21 protein-coding genes are annotated in these 26,124 nt (G+C 37.1%); 7 read left to right on the top strand and 14 right to left on the bottom strand.

The features are described from left to right. Window positions 1–361: 361 nt before the first annotated feature. The 7 genes from lepA to rpmI form a co-directional block, all read right to left on the bottom strand. On the bottom strand, window positions 362–2,167 hold the full coding sequence (lepA, locus tag PQG52_RS02940) for a translation elongation factor 4 (RefSeq protein WP_271827824.1): 1,806 nt from the start codon (window positions 2,165–2,167) through the stop codon (window positions 362–364). Window positions 2,168–2,250: 83 nt separating this feature from the next. Next, window positions 2,251–3,156 (bottom strand): DMT family transporter, encoded by a 906-nt coding sequence (locus PQG52_RS02935; protein WP_271827822.1) that lies wholly within the window; start codon window positions 3,154–3,156, stop codon window positions 2,251–2,253. Window positions 3,157–3,265: 109 nt separating this feature from the next. After that, a complete protein-coding gene (locus PQG52_RS02930) occupies window positions 3,266–4,171 on the bottom strand; it encodes a DMT family transporter (RefSeq protein ID WP_271827821.1) in 906 nt (301 codons plus the stop codon). Window positions 4,172–4,254: 83 nt separating this feature from the next. Then, window positions 4,255–6,714, bottom strand: a complete 2,460-nt coding sequence (gene pheT, locus PQG52_RS02925; RefSeq protein ID WP_271827820.1) for a phenylalanine--tRNA ligase subunit beta — start codon at window positions 6,712–6,714, stop codon at window positions 4,255–4,257. A gap of 3 nt (window positions 6,715–6,717) precedes the next feature. Beyond that, window positions 6,718–7,785, bottom strand: coding sequence for a phenylalanine--tRNA ligase subunit alpha (gene pheS / locus PQG52_RS02920; RefSeq protein ID WP_271827818.1), 1,068 nt, complete (start codon window positions 7,783–7,785; stop codon window positions 6,718–6,720). A gap of 92 nt (window positions 7,786–7,877) precedes the next feature. After that, window positions 7,878–8,234, bottom strand: a complete 357-nt coding sequence (gene rplT, locus PQG52_RS02915) for a 50S ribosomal protein L20 (protein WP_271788947.1) — start codon at window positions 8,232–8,234, stop codon at window positions 7,878–7,880. 14 nt (window positions 8,235–8,248) lie between these two features. Beyond that, window positions 8,249–8,455: a 50S ribosomal protein L35 gene (gene rpmI, locus PQG52_RS02910; protein WP_271788948.1), complete on the bottom strand. Its 207-nt coding sequence runs from the start codon at window positions 8,453–8,455 to the stop codon at window positions 8,249–8,251. Window positions 8,456–8,683: 228 nt separating this feature from the next. On the opposite strand from rpmI, the gene PQG52_RS02905 reads away from it, so the two are divergent. Then, window positions 8,684–9,622 carry a DMT family transporter gene (locus tag PQG52_RS02905; RefSeq protein WP_271827817.1) on the top strand — a complete coding sequence of 313 codons (939 nt, stop codon included), beginning with the start codon at window positions 8,684–8,686 and terminating at the stop codon, window positions 9,620–9,622. 81 nt (window positions 9,623–9,703) lie between these two features. On the opposite strand, the gene PQG52_RS02900 is transcribed toward PQG52_RS02905, so the two are convergent. Continuing rightward, entirely contained in the window at window positions 9,704–10,648 is a 945-nt protein-coding gene (locus PQG52_RS02900) for an aldo/keto reductase (protein ID WP_271827815.1), read from the bottom strand. A gap of 189 nt (window positions 10,649–10,837) precedes the next feature. Here PQG52_RS02900 and PQG52_RS02895 point away from each other — a divergent pair, with 189 nt between their 5' ends. Genes PQG52_RS02895 through PQG52_RS02880 form a run of 4 tightly spaced genes read left to right on the top strand, consistent with a single transcriptional unit; the run spans window position 10,838 to window position 16,281 of the window. Further along, the gene (locus PQG52_RS02895) at window positions 10,838–12,280 is read left to right on the top strand and encodes a discoidin domain-containing protein (protein ID WP_271827814.1); all 1,443 of its coding nucleotides are present in this window, start codon (window positions 10,838–10,840) and stop codon (window positions 12,278–12,280) included. Between the two features lie 7 nt (window positions 12,281–12,287). After that, entirely contained in the window at window positions 12,288–13,811 is a 1,524-nt protein-coding gene (locus tag PQG52_RS02890; RefSeq protein ID WP_271827813.1) for a discoidin domain-containing protein, read from the top strand. A 22-nt stretch (window positions 13,812–13,833) separates the two neighbouring features. After that, the gene (locus PQG52_RS02885) at window positions 13,834–15,570 is read left to right on the top strand and encodes a tetratricopeptide repeat protein (RefSeq protein WP_271827811.1); all 1,737 of its coding nucleotides are present in this window, start codon (window positions 13,834–13,836) and stop codon (window positions 15,568–15,570) included. Between the two features lie 9 nt (window positions 15,571–15,579). Beyond that, window positions 15,580–16,281, top strand: coding sequence for a glutamine amidotransferase (locus PQG52_RS02880; RefSeq protein ID WP_271827810.1), 702 nt, complete (start codon window positions 15,580–15,582; stop codon window positions 16,279–16,281). Here PQG52_RS02880 and PQG52_RS02875 read toward each other — a convergent pair. From PQG52_RS02875 to miaA, 5 genes are all read right to left on the bottom strand, one after another. Further along, on the bottom strand, window positions 16,274–16,663 hold the full coding sequence (locus PQG52_RS02875) for a DUF7079 family protein (RefSeq protein WP_271827808.1): 390 nt from the start codon (window positions 16,661–16,663) through the stop codon (window positions 16,274–16,276). The two genes, PQG52_RS02880 and PQG52_RS02875, sit on opposite strands and share 8 nt — an antisense overlap. Before the next feature lie 114 nt (window positions 16,664–16,777). Continuing rightward, window positions 16,778–17,797 carry a ketol-acid reductoisomerase gene (gene ilvC, locus PQG52_RS02870; protein ID WP_271827807.1) on the bottom strand — a complete coding sequence of 340 codons (1,020 nt, stop codon included), beginning with the start codon at window positions 17,795–17,797 and terminating at the stop codon, window positions 16,778–16,780. Between the two features lie 30 nt (window positions 17,798–17,827). Continuing rightward, window positions 17,828–18,379, bottom strand: coding sequence for an acetolactate synthase small subunit (ilvN, locus tag PQG52_RS02865; protein WP_271788957.1), 552 nt, complete (start codon window positions 18,377–18,379; stop codon window positions 17,828–17,830). A 37-nt stretch (window positions 18,380–18,416) separates the two neighbouring features. After that, window positions 18,417–20,219, bottom strand: coding sequence for a biosynthetic-type acetolactate synthase large subunit (gene ilvB, locus PQG52_RS02860; RefSeq protein ID WP_271827806.1), 1,803 nt, complete (start codon window positions 20,217–20,219; stop codon window positions 18,417–18,419). Window positions 20,220–20,317: 98 nt separating this feature from the next. Next, window positions 20,318–21,307, bottom strand: a complete 990-nt coding sequence (miaA, locus tag PQG52_RS02855; protein WP_271827805.1) for a tRNA (adenosine(37)-N6)-dimethylallyltransferase MiaA — start codon at window positions 21,305–21,307, stop codon at window positions 20,318–20,320. Between the two features lie 161 nt (window positions 21,308–21,468). On the opposite strand from miaA, the gene serB reads away from it, so the two are divergent. Both serB and PQG52_RS02845 read left to right on the top strand, forming a co-directional pair. Beyond that, window positions 21,469–22,371, top strand: a complete 903-nt coding sequence (gene serB, locus PQG52_RS02850; RefSeq protein ID WP_271827804.1) for a phosphoserine phosphatase SerB — start codon at window positions 21,469–21,471, stop codon at window positions 22,369–22,371. A gap of 59 nt (window positions 22,372–22,430) precedes the next feature. Beyond that, window positions 22,431–23,699: a DNA adenine methylase gene (locus PQG52_RS02845; protein ID WP_271827803.1), complete on the top strand. Its 1,269-nt coding sequence runs from the start codon at window positions 22,431–22,433 to the stop codon at window positions 23,697–23,699. Window positions 23,700–23,844: 145 nt separating this feature from the next. Here the strand turns inward: PQG52_RS02845 and mdoH are convergent, their stop codons facing one another. Then, window positions 23,845–26,058: a glucans biosynthesis glucosyltransferase MdoH gene (mdoH, locus tag PQG52_RS02840; protein WP_271827802.1), complete on the bottom strand. Its 2,214-nt coding sequence runs from the start codon at window positions 26,056–26,058 to the stop codon at window positions 23,845–23,847. Window positions 26,059–26,124 lie beyond the last annotated feature (66 nt).

The following is a 26,124-nucleotide window of genomic DNA, read 5'->3' as shown; positions in this document are numbered from 1 at the left end:
ATTAAACTGAAAAAAATAGTTTCCATTTATTTTATGACTTTATCATATTGATATATTTACTATTTATTTTGAATCAATCAATTATACGCATCATCATGTAAAAAAACTGCCACTCTTCTGAATACCAGTCACGCCAAATTTCTGGAGCGTCCCATTTGTCTAAAAGGATTCCCTACCTCATCTTTATCAGTGTAAGGATTTCCTTTAACCTCTTGATATGAATGAGGATGACTTTGAATAAAAGACATGCCAAATAATATTCTGGTCAAAAAGTCATATAAACGCTTTATTGCATTTCCTTACAACTATCATAAAAATATCCATAAGATGTAAAACCACCTTATGGATAATTCATTAAAGCCTAACGATCAATTTTCAATGCGGCCAAGAATGCAGATTGTGGGATTTCTACTTTCCCAAATTGACGCATCCGTTTTTTACCTTCTTTTTGTTTATCCAGTAGTTTACGTTTACGAGAAATATCCCCACCGTAACATTTTGCCGTCACATCTTTAGACAATGCCCCAATCGTTTCACGAGCAATTACACGACTACCAATCGCTGCTTGAATAGCAATTTTAAAGAGTTGACGAGGAATAAGGTCTTTTAATTTCGCACAAATTGCACGCCCCCTGCTCTCAGCAACAGAACGATGAGCCACAAATGCCAATGCATCGACAGGTTCTTGGTTGACAAGAATACTAATCCGCACCAAATCGCTTTCTTCATACCCGTCCATTTGATATTCGAAACTGGCATATCCACGGGTTGCAGATTTCAAACGATCATAAAAATCAAAGACCACTTCGTTTAAGGGTAAACGATAAATCGCCATTGCCCGCGTTCCGACATAAGTAAGATCAATTTGCTGTCCACGACGTTCCGTACATAATCCCAACACAGCACCCAAATATTCGTCAGGCACCATAATCGAAGCTTTGATCCAAGGTTCTTCAATACGATCAATATAAGATGGATCTGGCATATCAGCAGGATTATGTAAATCTTCAGCAGAGCCATCATTTTTAAATAAATGATACACAACAGACGGAGCCGTAGCAATCAAGTTCAAATCAAATTCACGGCTTAATCGTTCTTGAATAATTTCTAAATGCAATAACCCAAGGAAACCACATCGAAACCCAAACCCTAATGCAGCTGATGTTTCAGCTTCATAATGGAAGGAAGCATCATTAAGTTGTAACTTGCCCAGACTCTCACGTAACTTCTCAAAGTCATCTGCATCCATCGGATATAAACCACACCATACCACAGGCACAGAGGGTTTAAAGCCATCTAAAGCCTTGGCAGCAGGCTTTTTATCATCGGTAATCGTGTCCCCGACATGACAATCAGCAACGGTTTTAATAGCTGCATTAATAAAGCCCATTTCTCCAGCACCAAGGCTTTCAACCTCACGCATATGCGGGGTAAAAACACCCACTTGTTCAACATTATAGGTGCTGCCATTAAACATCATGCGAATACGCATACCTTTTTTGATACGTCCTTCTTTAACACGCACCAAAATAATTACACCAAGATAGCTATCATACCAACTATCAACCAATAAAGCTTGTAATGGTGCATTCACATCCCCTTTTGGTGGAGGTAAACGTTTTACCAAGGCATCCAAAACTGCTTCAATATTCAAACCTGTTTTCGCAGAAACCCCAATCGCATCATCAGCAGGAATACCAACAATTTCTTCAATTTGATTTTTAGTATCTTCTACGTCTGCCGCAGGCAAATCAACCTTATTCAAGACAGGCACAATTTCATGACGCGCATCAATCGCCTGATATACGTTTGCTAATGTTTGTGCCTCTACACCTTGAGAAGCATCCACAACTAATAATGACCCCTCGCACGCAGCCAAAGAACGACTGACTTCATAAGCAAAGTCAACGTGACCTGGGGTATCCATCAAATTCAAGACATAAGTTCGACCATCTTCTGCCTTATAATTTAAGCGGACTGTCTGCGCTTTAATCGTAATTCCACGCTCACGTTCAATATCCATATTGTCCAAAACTTGAGCTTGCATTTCCCGTTGCGTCAATCCGCCACAGGCCTGAATTAAACGATCAGCAAGCGTAGATTTTCCATGATCAATATGAGCAATAATCGAAAAATTACGAATTAATTCCAAAGGCGTATCTGTCATATAGGCACCAACAAGGCAAAATAATTACAAGAAATAAAGAGAGTGTATTAGAACATAGTTCTATACGCTTTTTTAAAAAAATACTATGACCCTTTTATTTTTTTTGATGGATAAGATGCAACCATTGCCCCACCAACAATCAAAATAACCGCTACAAACAACATTGTGCTCGCTGTTGCTCGTCCAGCCAAAATCAACCATAACGTTGAAAGTAATGGTGCAAGATAAGAAAATGAAGCAATCAATGACAAATTTGCATTTTTCGTTGCAAAATCCCATGCCAAAAATGCAATTCCAATCGGCCCACACCCTAAATATAAAATAATCAACATATCAGTGAAATTGACTGGCATTACTGTTTTCTCAAAAATGAAATGAAGCCCCATCGAAACCAATGATATTCCACCACAAACCCCGATCATCATTCCCGTAGGAACCGTCGCATAACGACGATTAATCACGGAATAAATCGTCCAAACAACACCACTCATAAAACCGAAACAATAGCCTAAGATTACTTTAAGACTTAACGATGAACTACTATCCGATGGCATTAAGCAAGTCATTCCAATTAACCCCATAACTGCGCCAATTAAATACGCAATATGAAATTTCCTATTACTCATCAATGCAATACAAATAACCAGCATGATAGGCCATAAATAAGAAAGCAAAGTTACTTTGGCTGGTGGTGCCAAGCTTAGACCTATATAATCAAATATATAAAAGAAAAATAATCCACAAAATGCCGTAATCCAAGGAGCAAAAGGTTGAGACATCTCTCTCAAACGCCCTGTTAACGCCAAAATGGCAATACCAACGATAAAAGATGCGCCAAATCCCAACCATAATAACTCAAACTGTGGAATGTATCGCAAAGAGGTAATCGTTACAGAAGAGCTAGACCATAATAAAATCGTCAAAAAGCCAGATGCTGTTGCAAATAAGATCTTAGAGTTTCTTTCAGTTTCTTTTTGCTTAATAGGCATTACAATTCATCCAGTTTCAATAACAAAATATAACAAAAGCCTATGCAGCAATTACATAGACTTTCCTTTAACCTATTATGTTGCAAATCTCTTTAATTATATAGAAAAATCAACTATTTCGTTTTTTTTGTAATGGATATGTTGCAACGACAGCACCACCAACTATCAATAAAACAGCAATTAATAAGCCCATCGTGGCTGGTGCTTTTCCTGCCAATACCAACCATAACGTCGAGAGTAAAGGTGCAAGATAAGATAATGACCCCATCAACGAAAGATTAGCATTTTTAGTAGCATAATCCCATGCTAAAAAAGCTATTCCCATCGGGCCACACCCTAAATAAAGAATTGTTAGTATTTCTTTGAAATTTTGAGGTAGAATGGTCGGTTCAAAAGCAAAATGAATACCCATAGCAACCAATGATATCCCGCCACAAACCCCAATCATCATCCCCGTAGGAACCGATGCATACCGACGATTAACAAGAGAGTATATCGTCCAAACAATGGCACATAAAATGCCCAGTAAATATCCTATTAAATTCCCAGAAGTCAGCGCCGCCCCATGGTCTGCAGGCATTAAAAAGATTGTTCCGATTAATCCCATGATTGCACCAAGTATATAAGCAATATGAAATTGCTTCGTACTTAAAAATGCAATACATACAACCAGCATCGTAGGCCATAAATAAGATAATAAAGTCACTTTGGCTGGTGGGGCAAAATTCAATCCAACAAAATAAAATAAATGAAAAAAGAAAATCCCACAAAATGCAGTAAACCAAGGCGCAAATGGTTGTGCCATTTCACGCAACCGCCCAGTTATTGCCAAAATAATGCTGCCAATAATAAAGGCTTCACCAAAGCCAAACCATAAAAGCTGAAAACGAGGTATGTTAGGTAAAGACGTCGTCATCACAGCCAAACTTGACCACAATAAGATGGTTAGTAAACCCGAAGCTGTCGCGATGAGAACTTTCGATTTTCCGTTGGAAACTTGCTGAGCAATAGACATAGTTTGTAAGGCTCGTTTATATATAAAATCATTAAAATAAAAAAACCCATGCAAAACAACATGGGCTTTTTTGGTTTATCTTTTTACCGCAAAGTGCCGCCTGTTAATCGACCAACCTCTTTGATAATTTTCTGTGAAATTACCTCAATTTCCTCATCTTTAAGACTCCGATCTTGAGGTTGCAACGTTACCTGTATCGCAACAGATTTGTGATCTTCAGCAATTTTTTCACCAACGTAAACATCAAATAATTCAACATTTGTCAATAATTGACGATCGGCTTGTTTTGCTGCATTCAAAATTTTACCTACTTCAACATCTGATTTCACCACAAAAGCAAAATCACGTTTCAGCGGTTGAAACGATGATAAGTATGGTATTTTTTTCTTTTGCGCTTTTTTTGCAATCAAATTATCAACCATAATTTCAAAAATCATTGGCGCTTGATCAAACCCAAACTCTTTAACAAGTGATGGATGTAATTCACCAAAATAAGCTAAAGTATTTTTAGGCCCCAAGCTTAAACGCCCTGAACGGCCAGGATGATAATAAATAGGGGTTTCTTTGGTTATTTGCAATGAATCAACCGCAACGCCAAGACCGTCCAACGCAAAATATACGTCTGCTTTTACATCCCATAACGTGACTTCTTGTGCTTTACCCTGAATATTACGTGGCATGTAGCCATAACGCACACCAGCAGCGACTGTCTTTTCGGCATCTTGAGTAAAAGCTGGTCCGACTTCAAAAAAAGCGATATTTCCCCAACCTCGAACAATATTTCGTTGTAAAGTCGGTAATAAAGAAGCCAAAGGTGTTGGACGCAATTGATCCATATCACTCGAAATAGGATTTAATAGACGCAAATTCTCAGGCGCATCCCCTAATCTTGCAGCAATTTCGTGATCGACAAAAGAAAAACCAACCGTTTCAACCAACCCTCGTGCTGCCAACAAACGTGCACAGAGAATGGAATTCTCTTGACTACTGGTTAATGCCGCCTCTGGCACGGCTTTGATAACAGGTAAAGATACCGCTGGCACACAATCTAGCCCTTCAATACGCAACACTTCTTCAATCAGATCGATCTCGCCTTCCATAGCCTGAGCAATTATTGTTAATTGATCTGCCTTGCCTGCATCAATACTGGAATGTTGCGCCATATTCATCGGCATTACAATATCATTACGCCATGACGGTACTGATACGGTAACTGCTTGGCTATTTAGATCTTTGACCTCAAACCCAAGTGATGTTAAAATTTCGGTAACGCGCTCAGGAGCTACAACCAGCCCACCAAAATTCTCCAGACTATTATATCTTAAAGTCGCATCACGTTGCCATTTTGGCTCTTCTCCAGCAACAACAACTTCGCTGGGTTTTCCACCACAAAGATCAAGGATCATTTGTGTTGCAGCTTCCATCGCATCAGGTAATAACGCTTGATCCACACCTCGTTCAAACCGTTGGCGTGCATCCGTTGCGATAAAATGACGACGACCGCTTAATGCAATCGTAACAGGATTAAACAAAGCACATTCGATAAAAACTGTGGTTGTTTCTTCTGTAACTCCTGTATGCTCGCCACCTATTAGACCAGCCAAAGATTGAACGCCTGATTGATCAGCAATGACACAATCTTTATCGGTTACTTGATATTCTTTGCCGTCTAATGCAATCAATTTTTCGCCTTGACCTGGGCAAATCGTCAGCGTTTTGCCTGTGACTTTATCAACATCAAACACATGTAAAGGACGACCGAGACCGAAGGTAAAGAAATTGGTAATATCGACTAATAATGAAATCGGACGAACACCAACTGCTCTCAGACGAGCTTGCAACCATTCTGGACTTGGACCATTCTTCACATTGGTAATCGTACGTCCCAGCACCCATGGACATGCTTCTGTAAATTGATTATCCCAAGTAATTTCAGATGGAGATGTCCCTTCTATCACTTCAGGATTCCAGGGTTTAAGCGTTCCCATCCCTGCTGCAGCTAAATCCCTGGCAATATTGCGAATTGATAACGCATCCCCACGATTAGGCGTAATGGCAATTTCAATCACGGGATCATTTAATTTTGCGAAATCCACATAAGCAGTCCCTACGGGGGCTTCTTCGGGTAATTCCATAATGCCGTCTTGTTTCTCTCCAAGACCAAGTTCCTCGGTGGAACACATCATGCCATTACTTTGTTCACCACGGATTTTCCCAGCTTTTAAAGTAATATCACTACCAGGAACATACGTCCCAACAGGAGCAAAAATAGTTACCAGTCCTGCTCTAGCATTAGGGGCGCCACAAACAACTTGAACATTTTCAAATCCTTCTCCTGCATTGACCTGACATACTTGCAAGCGATCTGCATTCGGATGTTGGGCTACCGTTAAAATACGAGCAATTCTGAAAGCACCTAATGTTTTTTCTGGATCTTCAACAGACTCTACCTCCAAGCCAATTGAGTTCAAAGCCACGCAAATCTCATCAACAGATTTTGTGGTTTCTAAATGATCGCGTAACCAGGATAAAGTAAATTTCATCGCTTATATCCCTTCATGTAATGCAACAGAGCGAAAAGAGGAAAAACCATAATGGCGCAACCAACGCACATCACCCTCGTAAAAAGAGCGTAAATCGGAAATACCATATTTTAACATGGTCAATCGTTCAATTCCCATTCCAAACGCAAATGCTTGCCATTCACTGGGATCGACACCACAATTAGCCAATACGCGGGAATGCATCATTCCTGATCCTAAAATTTCCAACCAGTCAGAACTTCCCCCTAATTCGCCTGTTTTACGGTTCCAACCAATATCAATTTCCATTGAAGGTTCTGTAAATGGGAAATAAGAAGAACGAAAACGAACAGGTAAATGAGGAATACCAAAGAACGCACGTAAAAAATCAATTAAACATCCTTTGAGATGCCCCAACGTAATTCCTTTTTCGACGACCATTCCCTCACATTGATGAAACATCGGAGAATGTGTCGCATCGTGATCTGCACGATAGGTACGGCCCGGTGCAATAATACGAATAGGTGGTTCTTGATCTAATAAAGTCCGAATCTGAACGGTTGACGTCTGAGTTCTTAATAAATTTTGTTGTCCATCAAGCGTCTTTGTTGGAAGATAAAACGTATCATGATCCGCACGTGCAGGATGGTTTTTATCAATATTTAACGCCGAAAAATTAAACCAGTCCGTGTCGACATTGGGACCCTCTGCGACTTTGAAACCCATTGCGCCAAAAATCGCAATAATTTCTTCAACAGTTCTTCGTAAAGGATGTAAAACACCCGAAGTCACCGTCACAGGCATCGTCACGTCGATGGCTTCCGCGTTTAATTTTTCATTTAAAGCAATTTCTTCTAAGACCACTTTGCGGGTTTCTATGGCTTGTGTAAGCTCATCACGTAAACGATTTAAAATTCCCCCACGTTCTTTTCGTAGTTCTGGAGGACATTTTCCTAATTCTTTTAATTTTTGCGTTAATGGTGCTGATTTTCCAAGCGTTGCAACACGAACGGCATCCCATGCACGTAGATCTTGTGCTTGATCTAATGCTGATAACGTATCTTGTTTGATACTTTCTAGATCTTGATCCATTTAAACCCTCAATAAACAAAAAAGGGCCGCCTTTACAGACTGCCCTCTTTCCTATTCATTAATCATGAACAGACAAATCTCATTATGAAGACTTAAGCGAGAGCCGCTTGTGCCTTTTTAACAATTTCTGCAAATGTTGCTGCATCATCATATGCAATCGCAGCCAAAACTTTACGATCCAATTCGATGCCAGCTTTGTTTAAACCATTGATGAAACGGCTATATGTTAGCCCGTGTTCACGAACAGCAGCATTAATACGTTGAATCCACAATGCACGGAAATCACGTTTTTTCACGCGACGATCACGATATGCGTATTGTAAAGATTTTTCTAGACGTTCCAACGCAATACGATAGTTCGTAGATGAACGACCGCGGAAACCTTTGGATTGTGCTAATACTTTTTTATGACGTGCGTGTGAGGTAACGCCGCGTTTTACTCTTGCCATAGTTCAAAAATTCCTTAACGTGATAGGCCGTATGGAGCCCATTGTTTAACCGTACGACCATCTTGTGGTTCTAATACCTGAGAACCGCGATTGGTACGTTTTGCTTTTTGTGAACGGTTAATCAAACCGTGGCGTTTATTACCAGGTCCAGCAAGGACTTTACCTGTAGCGGTAATTTTAAAACGTTTTTTGACCGATGATTTGGTCTTCATCTTGGGCATTTCAATCTCCTTTGAATACAAAGTTTCACATCCCATCATGGGAGACGTCACCAGAAGGGCATGCCCTGTATTTTCAGCCCAACCCGTAAACGTAGTGTGTTTATATAACCACTATTCATCATAAGCTCAAGCAAAAACATTAATCACAAATAAAAAATTTTATTTTTTGAAATAAAATAAATATAGAAAATAGATTATTCACTTCATATTTTTTTAAGCTTTATCCCAATGCCTCTTTCTAGTATTAAACAAACCCTTTCCACTATTAAAACGATCAATTTGACCAGCGAACGTGCAGGTATGATTTATATCATTGCTGCTGGATGTATTTGGGGGTTTGGTGGCGTTGTTGGTCAATATATTATGCAATATAAACATATTGATGCAGCGTGGATTATTGGTATTCGGTTATGGCTTCCTGGATTATTACTGCTGTCTCTATGCTATCGAAAACATAAAAGCGCGATCTTTAATCCGTTAAAAAATCCTCAAGAACTAATGTTACTTATTATCTTTTCAGTTGTTGGGATGATGACATCTCAGCTTTTTTATTTTTTAACGATTAAATATTCAAATGCGGCGACAGCTACCATCTTACAATATTTATATCCAGTGATTATTGCAATTATTTTGGCAATTTATTTAAGAAAAAGGCCATCAATTTATGTGATAATTGCAATTATTCTGGCAATTACTGGTGCCTTTTGTCTTGTCACAGATGGATCAATTGACAAAATAACACTGCCAGCAAAAGCCATTGTTTATGGATCAATTTGTGTGATCGGATCTGTTACCTATACGCTCCTACCTATTCCATTATTAAAAAAATACAACACCACCACCATCGCAGGTTGGGGAATGTTCATTGGTGGGATTATCTTAAACTTCTTCCACCCTTTCTGGCAATTTTCAGGTATCTTAGACTTTACAGCAATTTTGAGCATCATTTTCATTATCTTTGCCACAGGAATGTTGGCTTTTTTACTTTATTTGATTGGTGTAAAAATCCTCGGCAGCTCAAAGGGAAGTATTTTGGCAACCATTGAACCTCTGGCTGCGGCTTTTTCATCTGTTCTTTTCTTGAACGTAAAATTCTCTTGGGTCGATTGGTTTGGCGCAGCTTGTATCATTGCAATGATTGTTATTCTGGCCAAAAATAAAGTTTAAATATCATAGCAATTCTGTTCAATATTATTCTAATTATGATGATGATTGACGAATTAATCATCATCACAAACTCAATATGAGTTAGGCTTTATTTAATAATTCCAGATCCTCTTGATCCAGTTGAATGGTTAAAGATTTCACTAAACTCTGTAATTGTGAAATAGTCGTTGCACTTGCAATCGGAGCAGTCACCTCTTTTTGCGCTATTAACCACGCCAATGAAATTTCTGCACATGTTGCTTGATGTTTGTTAGAAATCTGATCCAAAAGACCCAACATATGCACACCACGGTCATTCATGTATCCAGCAACTTTTTCACCACGAGGCCCTTGATTCAAATCCTCTATACGACGATATTTGCCTGATAAAAAGCCTGATGCCAAACTATAATAAGTAATAACACCAATTTCTTCGTCAACAACTAATTTTCTTAACTCTGGATTAAATTGTTCACGATCATACAAATTATATTCTGGTTGTAATGTTTGATATGCTGGCAAGCTACGTTCTTTAGCAACCCTCAAAGAATCTGATAATTGTTGGGCAGTATAATTAGAAGTACCAATCGCTTTTATTTTTCCTTCTTTCAACAATTGCTCATAAGCGGACAAAGTTTCTTCATATGATGTTTCTGGATCTGGCCAGTGTGATTGATATAAATCAATCACCTCAATGTGCAGCCGCTTTAAAGAATCCTCTACAGAACGCATAATCCAACGTTTCGACAGCCCTTTATGATCGCCCCCCATATCAGAACCAACTTTGGTAAAAATCGAGATTTTATCTCGTTTATGTGGGTTGGCTTTTAACCACTTCCCGATGATAGTTTCTGACTCTCCTCCTTGGTTTCCAGGTGCCCAACGAGAATATACATCGGCTGTATCAATGGCGTTTAACCCCAAATCAACAATCGCATCTAAAATCTCAAAACTCTCTTTTGCATCCAACGTCCAACCAAAAACATTCCCCCCAAAAACAAGAGGAACAATTTCTATATTGGTTTTGCCCAAAGTTCTCTTTTGCATGACGCATACCTTTCAACATGATTTATGTATAATTTCCTCAAAATTATATTATGATAGCAGCAACAAACGAAGTAAATTTTTGCTAGTATCGAATAAAGATAAAATGTCCTTGCCGATCCAAAGATATCCAATTAAAAGATTAAAATAAAAGATCATTTCATTAGAATTTAATTATCAGGATGATTTATTATGGTCGATATTCGCCACATTATCAAAGAAAGAGAATTGCTATTGTACTCCCATATTCCTGTTGGGGTCTTTCGTAATTCTGGTGAATGGCCAGAACCTGAGTATCAACATTCCTTGTTTTTATATACAAATGATCCTAGTGAAAGAATCATAGAATGGATTATCTATCACCAACGTATAGGTTTTTCACATTTCTACATTTACTCTTATCATGATGATCCAGCATATTTTTATCAACAATTAATACCTTTTTTAAATTCAGGATCATCTTTAATCACATATTACCATTACGCTGACCCTGGCAATGCACATCAAGCTTTTTGCCATTTTTATCGTAATCACAGTCATGAAACAAAATGGATCTTGTGGTTAAATATTGATGAGTTTCTATGCCTTAAAAATGCTGCCACTATTCAAGATTTTTTACTGCCAGATCTTCAAGAAATTGATGCTGTATATTTCAATATTTGTCACTATGGACATAGCCATTTTGAATCAGCACCTGAAGGAGACATCTTATTAAACTATACATTTCGATCAAGCAACGTATCCTCCCTTACCAGAGTCATGATACAAGCCCAAAGCGTACCTTATAGCAAACTATTTTACCAGTTTTCTACTGACTTTCAACATCGTTATGATTACTTAGATCCAGAGTTAAATTCAATAAATGTTTTAGGGGATGATTTGTCTGAATATTTCACGGATTATCCGTTAGATGCTGATAATTACCTTAAACAAAAAAACCAACATTCAAGTATATTAGACACTGCTTATATTGCTCATTTTGGTCTCCCCTCTATCGTTTTTATAGAAAATCAACATAATAACGAACGCTTTACTTATTATGGTGGCCAAACTTTTTCTATTCCTAATCCGTTAAAGGATACCATCGATTATTTTGATCAATTCAATTTGATTGAAGATAGCTTTCTTTATGAATTATGGATTAATCATATTATTACAGCATGGAATCATAGTGTGTTTCCTGTCAATTTCTGGCATTTATTATCCACAAACAAGCCTGCTATACAAAGCTCTACCGCACATGAATGTTCTGTTGCAGAAGATGCAACCAAACTGGTCAATGATTTATTATTAGGAACCGCTCAAAATTTAACTAAAATAGAAGATAACCCTTGGTGGCAAATTGACTTAGAAGAAATTACCTTTATCCATGAAATTCAAATTTTTAATCGTTTAGATCAAAATGTTCAAGCAAACTGTTTATTCGAAATCTTTGCCTCTACGAATGGGAAAATCTGGCAATGTATAGCAAGAAAAATAAGCCCAGCATTATTTGGTGGTATGGATGGGACTCCATATGTTTGGACTTCAGAGAAAGGCATTTCTGCACGTTTTATAAAACTGGTAATTCCAGGCAATAATAAACAAATCGGTTTGGATCAAATCCAAATTTTTGGCAACATAGTACAAAATTAATATTGAAATGACGATATCCAATACTTCTTATACACATTTGATCTACGACCATGAATTAATGCTCTATCCTTATGCACCTTTGGGGATATTACATAATCAAGGACAATGGCCTAGTTCTAAATATAATATCAGCATTGTTACTTCTGCCTCTATCGAAAATTTGAATATTATTGAATGGCTTGCCTATCATCAAATGTTAGGCATCGATCATATCTATATGTATTGCACAGACAGTGATCCTACAGATTTGTATAGAAAAATTATGGCTTTTACTTTTGGGCAAAAGCCATTTATTACTTTTCTACATTATCGTTTTTCAAAATCTAAGACGCAATTATATTTTCATTTTATTCGCAATTATTTACATGAAACAAAATGGTATATTCAATTAGAAAATGTTGATTTTATTTACATTAATGAAAACCAATCTTTATCTAATTTCATCAACAGCTTTACAAATGTAAATGCAATATATTTTAATATGGTTCTTTATAACAATAAAGAAGCTGATACATTTACAAACAATTCAACCTTCTTTGAGCAAAATACGCCTATTGATTATCCCTTTATATATACTAAACTGATGGTAAAGAGCCAATCATGTCCATATCAATTTATATTTAATCATTTAAGTAATAGATTTGACCATCATATTGATGATAATCAGTTAATGCTTTCCTCTTGTAATGTTCTACGTCAAGATATGAAACAATATTATAAAATTTTCCCCGAACACGCATTGCAATTGATGAATTCTACTACACAAGACGAAATTATTAAAACAGCTTATATAGCTCACCTTTGCGATATCAACTCCATACAAAAGGATATTAAGAATTTTCCGGTATTACCGACAGATCATCATTTCCAAGACAATTCTGAGCCTTTTATAGCTTCACGAAATGATGATGATAAATGTGTAGAACAAAATAAACACTCGCCCATATTACAATTATACAATCCAAATAAATATTGGCAAAAAAACAAGAAAAAAATGTGGAAAAATTCAATATTTCCTTCATTTTCATCAGAACTGTCACTGCTTTCAAGTCTTAAACCCTGTCGACAAAGTTCCATAGCATTCAAAAATAAAACAACAGAAGAATCCGCTTACATTCTTGCCAATGGGCAACTGAAAGGCGTTGCACAAAGTGTTACCCAACAAGAAAGCAATCCATGGTGGGAGATCGATCTTCAAGAGAACCATATTATTATCAATATTTATTTGTTTAACAGTATAGATCCTCATACCAGTAACATGAAGCACTTTACTATCGAAAGCTCCGAAGATCATGAAATATGGACCGTCAGACACCGAAAAACAAATAATGACTTATTTGGTGGTGTCGATGGTTCTTATTATAAATGGCTGCATCCTTTGGGAATAAAAGCAAGATGGATTAGAATTATTGTGCCAGGAGACAATCAAATATTTTCTATGGATCAAATACGTATTTTAGGTATGGAATTTCAAAAAAATTCATTTCATAAAAAGAATAATATTTTCAAAGATCAATATAGTCAAAGATAAGAATAAAGGATATATTCTTGCGATGTATAAAAAAATAGCTATTTTCACCCTTTTATTTGCTCTGACTATTGGTGTTGTTTTATATTATAAACATCAGTCACGGTTGGAACATGGTGCTTATACAGCTTTACAGTCAGGTTATCTAAACCTCAAAAAAGGTAAAAAGCTGCAGGCCATGGGTGATTTTAGCTTTTTAAGTGAATTTTACGCTCACAAAAGAAATAGTACCGTTCAAGAAATCGTCGCTGAAGCACTACTTAAAAAAGCTGAAATTTTGGTTGAGGTTAAAAATACTGACGATGCTATTCTTACATTAGAACGATTAAGCAATTTATTTCTAGATAGCAAAAATCAGAAATTAAAGGATGATGTTGCCCTGGCTCTCTTCAGGCAAGGTAATCTTTTATTAGAACAAAAAGAATATGAACCTGCAATGCTTGCCTTGTCGCATCTTGTATCAGTTTATGGAAGAAGTGATAATATTAAAATTAAACGTATGGTTGCCCAAGCCATGTATCAAGAAACAGAGATATTAAATCATTGGGGAAAAAAAGACACTGCCCTGAACATCCATTCTGCTATCATTGAACAATTTATTAACGAACAAGATCCAGAAATCAGATTAGTCACGGCAAAATCTTTGATGGCACGTACTGTTAACCGTTTGAATAATAGAGAATGGGGGCCTGCTCTTTACAACAGCAATCTATTTATTAAAATTTTTAGTAAAGATGCCTCGCCTACAATCAAAGAGTTCCTTGCTCACAATCTTTTATATCGTGCAGAAATTCTTCATAGAGTTAAAACAATCCCAGAAGATCAGAAAAAATTGTTTGGTGATAATCCTCAAGAAGCAGCATTAACCACTTATGACGAATTATTATCCGCTATTGATAAGCATAAAGAGGGCGAATATCAGCGTTATAAAGTAACAGCGTTGCTTGGAAAAGCACAAATATTTCAACAACAAAAAAAATATACAGAGGCTTTAAATCTATGTAATCAAGTTTATGAATCTTTTGCTGATATTGATGCCACCAAAATAAAAGATGTCGTTGCTAAATCTTTGCTCACCAAAGCGCAGATTTTAAATACTCTAAAGCAGTATAAACAAGCACTGATCGTATATCAACAAATTATACAATCCTATCATTATGATGATAGTCACAATACGATTAACGATGTTCTGCTCTCTGCATATATTGAAAGCAGCGCTATATTAGTACAATTAGATAACAATGCCGAAGCCTTGAAATTGTTATCTCAAGCCGTTCAAATTTTTCAAAATACTCATAATGAACGTCTATACTATAAAGTCAGCGAAGCTTATATGGCTTTGGCTGAACTTCAAGTCAAAATGCATTTATATGATGATGCGCTTTCATCATATACCAGCCTAATATCAATGGCACATCATAAAAACTTATCCTCTATTCGTTACAATGGTGCATTAGCAATTATAAAAAAGGCAAACCTTTTGATCCAATTAAAAAAGGGAAGTGATATTAAACAAACCTATGACCTCTTAACGACCTTTTACCAAAATGATGAAGATATGAAAGTTCGTGAAATCGTTGCTCAAGGAATGTATGGGCGTGCAAAAAGTTTGTTTGAACATAATCGTGGTTATACTGCTGTTGATATTATACGTAAAATCTTTAAATTATTTGATAAAGATAAAAGTAATCCTGTAATTCATGACGTTTTAGAAAAAACAAAAGAGTTGCAAAAACAGCTTGGCTCAACAATTGTTTGGTAAGGACAGACAATGAAAAAATTACTTGTCATTCGTCACCTTCTTTTTGAGGATTTAGGCATATTTGAAGATGAATTGATTGACATCGACTTTCAAATTCAATATGTAGAAGCCCCAATAGCAGACTTTAACCAATTAAATATAGCAGAATATGATCTATTAATTATTCTAGGTGGACCAATTGGTGCATTTGACGAAGAACTTTATCCTTTTATTGTTCAAGAGCTTTCTTTCATACAGAACTATCTTGAAACAGAAAAACCAATACTCGGGATTTGCCTAGGTGCTCAATTAATCGCACGTTTATTAGGCGCCAAAGTCTATCCGATGCAATATAAAGAAATTGGTTTTTCAACATTAACGATTAACAAAGAAGTAATAAATAATCCACTTATTAGCCTCGAAAATATACCAATACTCCATTGGCATGGGGATCAATTTGATATTCCTGCAAACTGCCAACCCCTCGCCTCTAGCACTTTATGTCCTAACCAAGCCTTTTCTTATAAAGATCATGTATTGGCACTACAATTTCATATGGAAGTTAATACCAAAAAAATTGAACAATGGTTGGTTGGGCACAATCATGAATTAATCACAGCAAAAATTGACCTATACCAATTAAGAATTGATGCAAAAAACTATGGTCAACTTATAACACGGGCTGGAAAAGCTACTTTTGTGAAATGGTTAGCGCAGATTGAATCTAAGTAGACCCACCATCTTGTTTTTTCATTATTTCTAAATGTTGTTTAAGCTCAACCCATCCAGATTGTGTAATATATTCATTTCTTAAATTTCTAAGAAAAATTTTGTGGAAAAACATTCTAAAACGTCCTAATTGACTGTTTTTAGTCCTGTATTCTTGTATGTTTTTCCATAACGACTCTCTATCAAATCCAGTCCATATAGGAGGAACAGGGGTTTGAAGATTTGAATAACATATGGGCGCTACCCATTCAAAATAAACCGTTTCCACATATTCAATTGGAAAATGCTTTGCAACATAAGCAATACTGTAATAACTCACTTCATTATCAACAAATATTTCTGATAAAGCTTCACATAGATCAATATCTGAATATATTTGACTCATTTTCTTCCTCTATTCTTACTGTTTTGCCACATACCTATTTAAATTCAAATTGCAAACAAAAAAAAGCTCTATATTCAAAATATAGAGCTTTTTCTTTTAAATACTAATCAAAAATTAGTTTTTGCTTTTATCAACCAAACGGTTTTTAGCAATCCATGGCATCATATCGCGTAACTTAGAGCCTGTTTTTTCGATTTGATGTTCATTTAACAAGTTACGACGTGCTTTAAGGCTAACTTGACCTACTTTATTATCGGTCATGAATTTATTCACGAATGTACCATCTTGAATATCTTTCAAAATATCACGCATTGCTTGACGAGATTCACTGGTAATAACACGTGGACCAGAAACATATTCACCATATTCAGCGGTATTCGAAATTGAATAGTTCATGTTTTCGAAACCACCTTCATAGATCAAATCTACAATTAATTTCATTTCGTGCAAACATTCAAAATATGCCATTTCTGGAGCATAACCGGCTTCAACCAAAGTTTCGAAACCATTGCGGATAAGATCAACAACACCACCACAAAGAACAGCTTGTTCACCAAATAAATCAGTTTCACATTCTTCACGGAAGGTTGTTTCAATCACACCAGCACGACCACCACCAATTGCAGAAGCATATGATAATGCGATTTCCAACGCATTACCAGATGGGTTTTGATGCACAGCCACCAAACAAGGAACCCCACCGCCACGTTGATATTCAGAACGCACTGTATGGCCAGGGCCTTTTGGTGCAATCATAAATACGTCAAGATCAGCACGTGGTTCGATTAATTTGAAATGCACGTTTAAACCATGAGCAAAAGCAATTGCTACACCTTGTTTTAAGTTAGGAACAACTTCGTTTTTATATGTTTCAGCTTGTGATTCATCTGGTGTTAAAATCATCACAACATCAGCCCAAGCAGATGCTTCTGCAACACTCATGACTTTTAAACCAGCTGCTTCGGCTTTTTTAGCACTTGCAGAGCCTGGACGAAGACCAATAGCAACTTCTTTGACGCCACTATCTTTCATATTATTTGCATGAGCATGCCCTTGGCTGCCATACCCTAGAACCGCAACTTTTTTACCTTTAATCAAATTTACATCAGCGTCGCGATCATAATAAACACGCATTTTTATTTTCCTTGTATTAAATCAACAAAATTAAATTGTCTGACAGCCACGTCCAATGGCTGCTATCCCAGTCCGAGATAACTCTACCAGACCCAAAGGACGTAATAAATCCACAAAAGCATCAATCTTTTCTGTTTTACCAGTCAATTCAAAAACTAAAGAATCCACACTTGCATCAACAACTTGTGCTCTAAAAGCATCAGCCAAGTTCAATGCCTCTGCTCGTTCAGAACCTTTAGAAACTACTTTAATCAAAGCCAGCTCTCTTGCCACATAAGGACCTTGCTGACATAAATTCACAACTTGATAAACAGGAATTTGTTTATTTAATTGTTCTTTGATTTGATTAATAACCATTGGCGTTCCAGAAGTTAAAATATTAATTCTGGATTTACGCCCATGATCGTCCACAGGGGCAACGGTTAGGCTTTCGATATTATAACCACGCCCTGCGAATAATCCAATAACTCTTGATAAAACACCACTTTCATTTTCAACAATCAATGAAAAGATCGCTTTAATAAACTCATCTTTTTCTTGTTGTGCGCTACGTTGTAATGTTTTTTTATCAATATAATCCATTGCTTTATTCCTGATGTCTGAGTTTACACAACAACGCTTATGATGCAGTTTTGGTTTTTTCTTTGACAGGCCCCAACAAGATTTGATTATGAGGCGCGCCTGCTGGGATCATTGGGAAACAGTTTTCTTCTCTTTCCACTTGGATTTCCATGACAACTGGGCCAGGCTCATCAAGCATCGCATTAATCATTGTATCCAGCTCATCAATGGTTCGCGCGCGCATTCCTTTGAGACCAAAACTCTCGGCTAATTTAACAAAATCTGGCAAGCTTTCACTATAGCTTTCTGAATAACGTCCACCATGGATTAATTCTTGCCATTGGCGAACCATTCCCATATATCGGTTGTTCAAAATAAATATTTTAACTGGCAAACGATATTGTTTGATTGTTGCAAGCTCTTGAATATTCATCATGGTTGATGCTTCACCCGCAATATCAATAACCAAAGCATCAGGATGTGCAACCTGAATCCCTACGGCTGCAGGCAATCCATACCCCATCGTTCCAAGCCCACCTGAGGTCATAAAATGATTAGGCGATTCAAAAGGAAAATATTGTGCTGTCCACATTTGATGTTGACCAACTTCTGTTGAAACATAGGCTTCTTTGCCTTTTTCTTTTACCAACTCACTTAAGCGACGAATAGCATGTTGTGGTTTAATCACTTCACCAGCTTTAGTATCTTGTTGATATTTCAAACAATCAACGGCACGCCATTTCTCAATTTGCTCCCACCAATTTTTTAATGCTTCCTGATCGACCGAGTTATCAGATTGTGCTTCCCATTCTTGAATCATTAACTCAATAATTCGAGCCACATCACCAATAACAGGAATATCAACCAAAACAATTTTATTAATCTGAGAAGGATCGATATCAGCATGAATCTTCAAGGCATTTGGTGAGAAATCTTTAACACTACCCGTAACACGATCGTCAAATCTTGCACCCAAAGCGATTAACACATCACATCCATGAGTTGCTAAATTTGCCTCGTACGTTCCATGCATTCCTAACATGCCCAAAAACTGCTTGTCTGATGCAGGATATGCCCCAAGCCCCATCAATGTTGATGTACATGGAAAACCAGACAATTTTACAAGTTTTCTCAGCCCTTCCGAAGCATGAGGTCCAGCATTGATAATCCCCCCACCTGTATAAAAGATAGGACGTTTCGCTTTCTTCATTGCTGTTACAGCATCTTTGATTGCTTGGTAATGAGGTTCCGTTACGGGTTTATAAGAAGGATGGGATTTAATTTCCTTTTTTACATATGGTACTTGTGCAAGCTGTAAGTCTTTTGGAATATCAACCAAAACTGGGCCTGGTCTTCCAGATCCTGCAATATAAAACGCTTCTCTGATTTTGTCCGCCAATTTTTCTTTGTCTTTAACCAAATAGTTAAATTTGGTTGCTGCACGCGTAATTCCCACCGTGTCTGCTTCTTGGAATGCATCATTTCCGATCAAACTGCTGAATACTTGTCCAGAAATACAAACAATAGGAATAGAATCCATCAAAGCATCGACCAATCCCGTGACTGTATTGGTTGCTCCTGGACCACTGGTTACCAAAGCTACCCCAATTTTGCCTGTTGAACGCGCATAGGCTTCGGCAGCATGAACGGCTGCTTGTTCATGGCGGGTTAAGATGTGACGAATTTTGTCTTGTTGAAAAATAGCATCGTAAATCGGTAAGACGGCGCCACCTGGATACCCAAAAATAACCTCAACACCCAGATCTGCGAGCACTTGGAGAAGAACTTCAGCACCAGTCATTGTATGAACGGTTTGTCCTGCTTCATCAGAACCTGATTTCTTATGCTCGGCATTTGTCATTTCAGTTAATCCTCAGCTTTACGAACTTAATTTTAGAATAATTGGTCTTAAAACAGCATAGCATTTTTAGACTACTTGGCAACCTAACTAATTTTTAATCAAACGTCAATAAAAGAATTAATAAATAGTATAGATTTTTCAATAAAACTTTCTGAAAATTTCAAATTTTTATCAATTCTTGAATTAAAAATACAAATTTGATCCTCTGGAGCCAAAATTCGATGAGAAAACCAAGTTTCTTGACGCTTGATATATCGTTGTGTATTTCTTACGGCTTGGTCTATTGCGTCTGATAACAATAGTTCACCCGATAAATAAGCTGCAAATTCTGGAACACCTAGTGCTCTTCGTAACGGGGCTTGAACAGGTGGGTTCGCTCTTAAGAATTCTTCGACTTCTTCCACAGCCCCTTCATCGACCATTGCTATAAAACGCTGTGCGACAGCTTCTTTTAATAACGCACGATCAGGAGCTAACCGAATAACAAGAAAACGACAATCAATTCCAGGAATATGGGCTTCTTGTTGCCAATATTTCAACCCTTTCCCTGTTGAACGCCATACTTCCCACGCTCTGGCAATACGTTGAGAATCAGCAGGATTTAATAATTCTGCGGTTTGGGGATCTACTTGTAGCAAAGATTCATGTAAAAATGGCGCACCTTTTGTCTCTATTAATTGACGTGCTTCTTCTCTTGCCTCTGCACTCGGTTCTGGAATCATGGCAATCCCATGAATCAAGGAGTGGAAATACATGCCAGTTCCACCGCATAAAATAGGTAATTTTTGTTGATCCCAGGCTTGATTTAATTCTGATATTGCTTGCTCTCTCCACCAACCTGCATTACCTGTTTGATCCCAAGGCAACACCCCATAGAGACGATGAGGAACACAGGCCTCATCCTCTATAGAAGGGCGTGTGGTAATAATACGTAAATCACGGTAACACTGCATTGCATCGGCATTAATGATCGTCCCTTGTAAAGCTTCTGCAATTTTTAAAGATAAATATGATTTACCAGAGCATGTTGGTCCTGCCACAATAATCGCCCAAGGTTTTTGTGTATTATCTGACGATCGCAGCATCATATTCAAGCCTTTATATTTTTTAATAGTAAACAAATGATTTTCTTTGTTGCTTCACAAGCTGCTTACTTATAATAAATATATTGAATAACATACAGAGTTTTCATACTAATTCTTTATTATTTCTTAAAATCTATACTTGTTCGTTGTGATGGGATTGTTGAATGTCTTACTTGCCTTATGTGATTACTGTTATTGCACCCCCTTCTTTACTAAACCAAAAGGTTTTAGACCTTATTGAGCCATATTATTCTTTACAAGATGCGCAATGGTTATCTCAACAAGAAGCAATCGATATTGAATTACCAACAACTGATCTTAATGATGCAAAATCTATATTTAAGAAAATGCAAACCGCTTTAAGGTCTCAAAAAGTAGATATTTTTTTAACGCCAATGCTTTCTCGAAAAAAAAAGCTCCTTATTGCTGATATGGATAGTACAATCGTTCAAAGTGAAACCTTGGATGATTTGGCTGCTGAAGTCGGTATCGGTGAACAAATTGCTGCCATAACCAAACGCGCAATGAATGGTGAGCTTGTTTTTGCTGATGCTTTGAATGAACGTATTGCTTTATTAAAAAATGTCTCAGCAGATCTCCTTGAAAAAACGTGGCAACACACAAAATTGAATGATGGTGCACAGACCCTTGTTGCAACCATGAGAAAACATCATGCATATACCGCTTTGATCTCTGGTGGTTTTACCTTTTTCACCCAAAAAGTTGCCGATAAATGTGGTTTTCATGAAAATCATGCTAATCAATTAAGCATTCAAGATAACAAATTAGATGGCACTGTTATTCTCCCAATCCTTGGTAAAGAAGCTAAGCTATTCCACTTAAATCGTTTAACTCAAACATTGAATTTGACTAAAAATGAGAGCATGACCATTGGCGATGGTGCCAATGACCTACCCATGTTAACCCATGCAGGATTAGGTATTGGATATTATCCAAAACCTATTGTAGCGGAACAATTGTCGAATATCATTCAATATACTTCACTTCGTTCAGCTTTATTTATTCAAGGATATAAAGAGTCAGAGTTGGTAGATGAATTAGGGTAATATTTTTAATTTGCGTTTACTTATCTATTTTACACACCCTAATCATAAAGTGTACTTTAATGAAATGGAATAAATCCGAGCATGGATCCTATCAAACAACAGATTTTTTGTTTAACCAGCTCATTCCATATATTGGTAACAAGCGTAAATTATTAGATTTGATCAAACAAACTCTAATCGCTAGTCAAGAGAACTTTAAAACACAAAATGGTCTTTTCATTGACTGCTTTGCAGGCACTGGTGTCGTTAGTCGCTTGGCAAAAATGATGGGATATCAAGTCTTTTGCAATGATTGGGAATATTACAGCCAAACATTGAATGTTGCTTCTATACAAGCATTAGAGCCACCCACTTATTTCAATCAATATTCGTACGACGAGGTGCTGCAACAATTAAATAACCTGCCTCCCATTGAAGACTGGGTGACAAAACATTTATGCCCTCGGGATGATATTGACTATGATACTTCAAAAGAACGCATGTTTTACATGCATAAAAATGGCATGCGTATTGATACTATTCGTGAAAAGATAGAGGAATGGGATCGTGCGGGTCTATTAAATCCAATCCAAAAATCCTGCTTATTAGCCCCTTTACTTTATTGTGCTTGTTATCATGCAAATACGAGTGGGGTGTTTAAAGGGTTTCATAAAGGTTGGGGCGGACAAACACAAACTGCCCTTTATCGTATTGCTGCTGACCTCAATCTAGCTCCCATCCAATTTTTCAATAATCATCAAAATAATAAAGTTTTTCGCATGGATGCCCAAACATTAGCTGAAGAATTGCATTATATGAATATACCTGAATATAGTATTGCTTATTTAGATCCCCCATATAATCAACATCCTTATGGCGCAAACTATCACGTTTTAAATAGTATAACGCTTTGGGATAAACCAAATGTGTCGCCTCACATTATACCTTATGAAAAATCGGCCATTCGTAAAGATTGGCGAACAGAACGTAAAAGTGCTTATACGATACGCAAACAAGCCAGTTTTGCATATCAACAATTATTACAAACTTTACCCACACGCTGGATTGCTACGAGTTATAGCACAGATGGTTTCATCAATTTGCGAGAGATGATTGAACAAAATTGCGAAGTTGGTGAAGTCAAGATTTTCGCAAAACCCTACAAACGATATCGTGTCAGTGCACAACGTTACTCTGAAAAAGCTCATAACATCGAATTTGTTTTATTAACCAAAGTCGGCGAAGGAAAACGCCAGTCTTCGATTGAACTGGTTGATAAACTACACGCTTTAGAAAATGATTCTCTAACTACAACAGAAATGGATAATCATATTATTCATTCCTTCTAAAATAATAAATCTATTTAAAATTATTATAATTTTTAATTGAAAAGATGATTGCGTTTTTATTTTTTAAACTAATCAATCATCTTTTAAAAAGCCAATTATAATTTTATCTTTACCGGTCTAATAATTAATCTTTTTAAATTATAAGCTAAATGGGCAAACTTAAAAATTTATTGATTGCCTGACGGCTACATAACAAAGCTGATTTCTCATCATGAGTAAGAATTTGCATAGCTTGATCTTGATTATCGACCTCGTTTAATTTCACCATGCCTACCAAGTAATGTGGATTTATTACTTCACCTTTTTTGCGTTCTGGGGGCAAGCAAGACATATGTAAAGCAACAAGTTCAGGATCATTAACGAGGGTTGAAAATGCGTCCTGTACTTCCATATCCATTACTCTTCTTTTTTCAATACGATCACGTCTTAAAATATCAGGACGAGCCGTTTCTTCTGGAATAATTAGCAAGCCAATTTTCATACAAAAAGCACCGAAACGCTGACTAGAGGTAATCCATACAAGGGGGATTGCCAACAATAACCCTAATAACACAGGCGTCATCCAGAAAAATAAGGACGGAGACACTTCCCAAGCAAAAATTCCGACTAAAATCCCAAATGCAGTATGACGCCAGTAATCTCTTACAACATCTTTTAAGGGAATAAACCCAACATCCCTACGCTGCGCATTCCACCCTGAATCATATCCAAGCAAAATAGACATTACAGCTGTTGTCTGAATTAACATAGCAATCGGCGCGATTAATCCTCCTATCAAAGTTTCTAAGAAAATAGAAGATAGTGCTTTTATCGAACCCCCACATCCCTTACGCAACTCTGGATTAAAGAACATTGCGATCCAAGCCAAAAATTTAGGAGCAAGCAGCACTAACATGGTTAAAATAAATACATACTTCGCTAAAACAGGATCAACTTGAGGCCAATTAGGAAATAAAACACGATCCGTTCCCGTGAAATATTCAGGTTTTACAAATAATGCCTGTAAAGAAACCATAATCCCCACTAATAAGGATAATAACCATAATGGTGACATAATATAAGCACCAATACCTGTTAACATATGAATTCGGCTGATCCAGCTAAGTTTCTTAGTCGGTATTACCATAATATGCTGCAAATTACCTTGACACCAACGACGATCCCTGACCGCAATGTCTGTCAATGATGGTGGGCTTTCCTCGTAAGAACCTTGTAACGCTGGTACCATATGAATAGCCCAACGACCACGGCGCATCAACGCTGCTTCAACAAAGTCATGGCTCATAATCATACCGCCAAAAGGCTTACGCACAGAAGGTAAATGAGGCATCCCTGCTTGTTCTGCAAATGCTTTGATACGAATGACCGCATTATGCCCCCAATAGTTACTCTCAGAGCCATGCCACCACGCAATTCCATATGCAATGGTTGGTCCATAAACACGCCCAGCAAATTGTTGTAAACGTGCAAATAACGTGGTGCCATTTACAATGACTGGTAATGTTTGAATTAACCCAACGCCTTCATTAGCTTCCATCGCAGCACAAACACGAACAACCGTATCCCCTTCCATCAAGCTATCTGCATCGAGGCTTAACATATGATCGTATCCACCGCCAAAACGACGAACCCAATCACCTAAATTACCTGCTTTACGATCTGTATTTTTAAAGCGACGACGATAAAAGATATGAGTATCGTCCCCCGTTTTTTGACGAAACCGTAAAAAAGCCGCTTCTTCTTCTACCCAAACATCAGGGTTGGTCGTGTCTGATAAAATAAAGAAATCAAACTGCTTCCCTTGACCAGTAGCTTGGATACTATCGTAAATCGCCTTAAGCCCTGCCAATACGCGATGTGGATCTTCGTTATAGGTTGGCATTAAAACAGCTGTTTTTTTTATTAGAGAAGGTAAAGGATCCTTGGGATTAATCCCCAAAGACAGGCCTCCTTTTTTACTAACCTGTTCTAAAAAACCACCTAGAGATGAAGCAAAAGAAAAAGCAATCCAGAAAAATAAAATAGTAAATATCACAAGAATAATTAGCCCCAAAGCTGTCATTCCATAGCTATTAAACACTAAATTCATTTCATAAGAAGCATATACCGTTAAAGCAATTGAAACAACGAAGACAAATAGTCGTCTCAATAAGATATTAGGAGCTTGCGTTGGCGGTGTTTTCGGTCTGCCGTATATATTCGGATTTGCCTGTAAATTTTGTACTGGCATATCAATAGGCGTTTCAGGAGGCAAAACCGTGAAAACAGGTTGATCAGAATTTTGATTTTGAGATAAATCGTCTGTATTCACTTTATTGTCCTCCAGATTATGACACGAAACATTATGAGGTTCAGTCATAAGTAATTCAATACTCCTAACCAATACAAATAACCAGGCAATTACTATAGAGCATGAGAGCTATAA

Source organism: Commensalibacter communis (genome assembly GCF_947179105.1).
In the GTDB taxonomy this organism is placed as follows: Bacteria; Pseudomonadota; Alphaproteobacteria; order Acetobacterales; family Acetobacteraceae; genus Commensalibacter; species Commensalibacter communis.
Note: the sequence above shows the minus strand (reverse complement) of the source record. Positions and strands in the feature narration are given on the sequence as shown.